Below are 3,235 nucleotides of genomic sequence, written 5' to 3'. Positions count from 1 at the left end.
CCCATGAGTACGAGCTGGGCGAGCTGGCGATCGGCCATCCTTGGACCCGCGCGGTGCCGCAGGGCCAGCCGGCCGCTGGCGGTTACTTCACGATCGCGAATCACGGCAATGCCGCGGACCGGCTGGTGTCGGCCGAGAGCCCGGCGGCCCGGGTCGTGGAGCTGCACGACATGACGATCGAGAACGGCGTCATGAAGATGCGGCCGATCGAGGGCGGCATCGAGATCCCGGCGGGCGGCACGGTGGCGCTGGCACCAGGCGGGATGCACGCGATGCTGATCGGCCCCACCCAGGCGTTCAAGCCGGGTGAGCGTATCCCCTTGAGCCTGACCTTCGAGAAGGCCGGTACGGTAGAGGTCGAGCTGGCGGTCGAGAAGCCGGGGGCCGCCGCCAAGCCGGTGGCCGATCATGACAGCCATGGCGACCATGGCGACCACGGTGGCCAGGAGGCGGGAGGATGAGCATGAAGGGCAGGATCCTGCCCGCCGCGGCTGCCGGTGTGATCGCCGCGGCAGCTGTCGGCATCGTTGGCTGGCAGGCCGGCTGGTTCGAGCCGGCCAGGGCGGAGGCGCCGGAGATCCCGGGCGTGATCCGCGAGGTGCCGGTGGGCGGGCCGTTCACTCTGGTGGCGCATGATGGCCGCACCGTCACCGAGGCTGACCTCCAGGGCAAGCTGACGCTGATGTTCTTCGGCTATCGCTACTGCCCGGACTTCTGCCCCAACGAGCTGCAGAAGTTCTCCGAGGTGCTGGAGCAGCTCGGCCCCAAGGCGCAGCAGGTCCAGGCCTGGTTCGTCTCGATCGATCCCGAGCGCGACCGGCCCGAGGACTTGGCCGAGTATGTCGAGCTGTTCGACCCGCGGATCGTCGGCCTGTCGGGCAGCACGGAGCAGGTGGCGGGTGCGGCCAAGGCCTGGCGGGTCTACTTCGCCAAGGCCCAGAGCGAGCAGAGCACCGAGTACCTGATGGACCACAGCACCTACAGCTACCTGATGGGCCCGGACGGCACCAACCTGGCGGTGTTCAACTACGAGGCGCCGCCCGAGACCATGACCAAGGTGATCGCGGACGCGATCGACGCAGGCTGAACCGGGCCTCCAAGGTCACGCCGTGCGGTGGCTCCGGTTGACCCGGCGCCGCAGCGCGGCGTGGACCTGGCCTGGCAGGATGCGGCCGAGCAGGCGCTGGGCGGCGGCCCGCGCCACCCGCCCGCCCCAGATCGGCCAGGCCTGAGCCGGCGGCAGCCCGTGGCGGATCGAGATGGCACGCAGCTCACTGGCCGCGCGCAGCCATTGCCGATCCGAGGCGCCGCCCAGCCGGTAATGGCCGGTGACCTCCGGGTCGTAGACGAAGCGGGCGCCCGCCCGGTGCGCGCGCAGGCACCAGTCATAGTCCATGGCGACCCGCAGGCTCGGGTCGAAGCCGCCGATCTCGTCGAACAGGTCGCGCCGGACCAGCAGGGTCGGGTGGTTGAGCGCCGGAAAGGCCCGGTCGATCCAGGCGGCATAGTCGGGGTCGCCCGCGATCCGGTGCAGCGGGCGGCCAGACCCGTCCTCGCAGATCAGATCGCCGAACACGCCGTCGGCACCGCTCCGCTCCAGCGTGGCGGCCGCGCGGGCGACCTGGTTCGGACCCAGCCGGTCGTCGGCGTTGAGGAACATCAGCCAGGCGCCGCTGGCGCGGGCGACCCCTTTGTTGAAGGCATCGGCGATCCCGCCATCCGGCTCGCTGACCAGCACCGCCAGATGCTGCCGCCAGCGCTCCAGGATCTCCAGCGTGCCGTCGGTCGAGGCGCCGTCGATCACCACATGCTCGATCGCCCGGCCGCGTTGCGCTGCGACTGAGGCGAGCATGGCCTCGATCGAGCCCGCGGCGTTGCGGCAGACCGTGACGATCGAGATCAGCGGCAAGCGGATTTCCTCATAGTTCCGACGGCTTGCGGACGAACGGGCTGACCAGCAGCCACGGCACCGCCAGCGACAGGAGCAGGACGCCGAGCAGCGGGACGAGTTCGCTGAGGTGGAGCGACAGCCCGTTCTGCTCGAGGTTGCGGTACATCAGGTAGCATATGAACAGGCCCGCCAGCCCGCACAGGACCGTCAGCCCCGTGCGCAGCCGCCGAAAGAACAAGTAGCGCCGATAGGCGCTGCGGTATCGCACAGCCATCGTCGTTCCCGTCGCTTGGTGAGGGAACGACTCTACGGGATTGCTGCATTGCAGCAACCGTTCTGGCTGCGGCATCGACGTTTCCGGAAGCGGAGCAGGCCATGTCCGCGGTTTTCTCACAGCATCGTGAGCAAGGGCGGGCCTCACCAGGTCCCGATGTTCCCGGCCGACTTCCAGGGCTCCGCCGGCTCCTTCGCGCCGCCCTTCTGCAACAGCTCGATCGAGATGCCGTCGGGCGAGCGCACGAACGCCATGCGGCCGTCGCGCGGCGGGCGGTTGATGGTCACGCCATTGTCCTGGAGGTGCTGGCAGAAGGCGTAGATGTCGTCGACCTCGTAGGCCAGATGGCCGAAATTGCGCCCGCCCGTATAGGTCTCGGGATCCCAGTTGTAGGTGAGCTCGATCGTCGCCTCCGGGGTCTCGGGTGCTGCCAGGAACACCAGCGTGTAGCGGCCCTTCTCGCTTTCGCTCCGCCGGACCTCCTTGAGGCCCAGCAGGTCGCGGTAGAAATGCAGCGATTGCTCAAGATCGGTCACCCGGACCATGGTGTGCAGATAGCGCAAGCTCGTTCCTCCATCTCAGGTGGCCGCGCCTGATGTAGAGCGCCCTGCGGCCGTCCGCCACCTGGAGCGGGCCGCGGTCGGCGCAGCGGCGGTGGTGGCAGGTGAGGGATCGGCGGCGTATGCTCTGGCCGGCGGCTTGCCGGCCGGAGCCGGCACTGCCCTCTTGCTGCTGCCGGAGAGACCCTTGTCCGCGTTGCCGAACCTCGCCGCCGACTTCCCGACCCCGGAGCTCGAGGCCTGGGAGGCCCTGGTCCTCAAGGGGCTGAAGGGTGCCGGGATCGAGGAGCGGCTGGTGGCGCGCACCGAGGACGGGCTGCGCATCGAGCCGCTCTATACCAGGCGGGACGAGCTGCCCGAAGCGCCGCCGCCCGGCCAGGCGCCCTGGCTGCGCGGCACGGCGATGGGCCGGACCGCCTGGGACATCCGGGCCCGCTGCGAGCTGGCTGACCCGATCGCCGCCAACCGGGCGATTCTGGCCGACTTGGCGGGCGGGGCGGGGTCGGTGGT

6 protein-coding genes are annotated in these 3,235 nt (G+C 69.9%); 3 read left to right on the top strand and 3 right to left on the bottom strand.

Going from position 1 to position 3,235, the window contains the following annotated elements; translation table 11 throughout:
- Nucleotides 1-461, top strand: a 461-nt coding sequence (locus EQG76_RS21800) for a copper chaperone PCu(A)C (protein WP_159716427.1), incomplete at its 5' end; no start/stop codon positions are given.
- A 2-nt stretch (nt 462-463) separates the two neighbouring features.
- A complete protein-coding gene (locus EQG76_RS21795; protein ID WP_159716426.1) occupies nt 464-1,087 on the top strand; it encodes an SCO family protein in 624 nt (207 codons plus the stop codon).
- A 15-nt stretch (nt 1,088-1,102) separates the two neighbouring features.
- Here EQG76_RS21795 and EQG76_RS21790 read toward each other — a convergent pair whose 3' ends face one another.
- The 3 genes from EQG76_RS21790 to EQG76_RS21780 form a co-directional block, all read right to left on the bottom strand.
- Entirely contained in the window at nt 1,103-1,909 is an 807-nt protein-coding gene (locus EQG76_RS21790) for a glycosyltransferase family 2 protein (RefSeq protein ID WP_159716425.1), read from the bottom strand.
- 10 nt (nt 1,910-1,919) lie between these two features.
- Nucleotides 1,920-2,165 carry a hypothetical protein gene (locus tag EQG76_RS21785; protein ID WP_159716424.1) on the bottom strand — a complete coding sequence of 82 codons (246 nt, stop codon included), beginning with the start codon at nt 2,163-2,165 and terminating at the stop codon, nt 1,920-1,922.
- A gap of 143 nt (nt 2,166-2,308) precedes the next feature.
- Entirely contained in the window at nt 2,309-2,728 is a 420-nt protein-coding gene (locus EQG76_RS21780) for a VOC family protein (RefSeq protein ID WP_159716423.1), read from the bottom strand.
- Nucleotides 2,729-2,912: 184 nt separating this feature from the next.
- Between EQG76_RS21780 and EQG76_RS21775 the strand changes: the two genes are divergently transcribed.
- On the top strand, nt 2,913-3,235 hold a 323-nt coding region (locus tag EQG76_RS21775; protein WP_235031501.1), incomplete at its 3' end, for a methylmalonyl-CoA mutase family protein.

The organism is Geminicoccus flavidas (assembly GCF_009806515.1).
GTDB classification, from domain to species: domain Bacteria; phylum Pseudomonadota; class Alphaproteobacteria; order Geminicoccales; family Geminicoccaceae; genus Geminicoccus; species Geminicoccus flavidus.
Note: the sequence above shows the minus strand (reverse complement) of the source record. Positions and strands in the feature narration are given on the sequence as shown.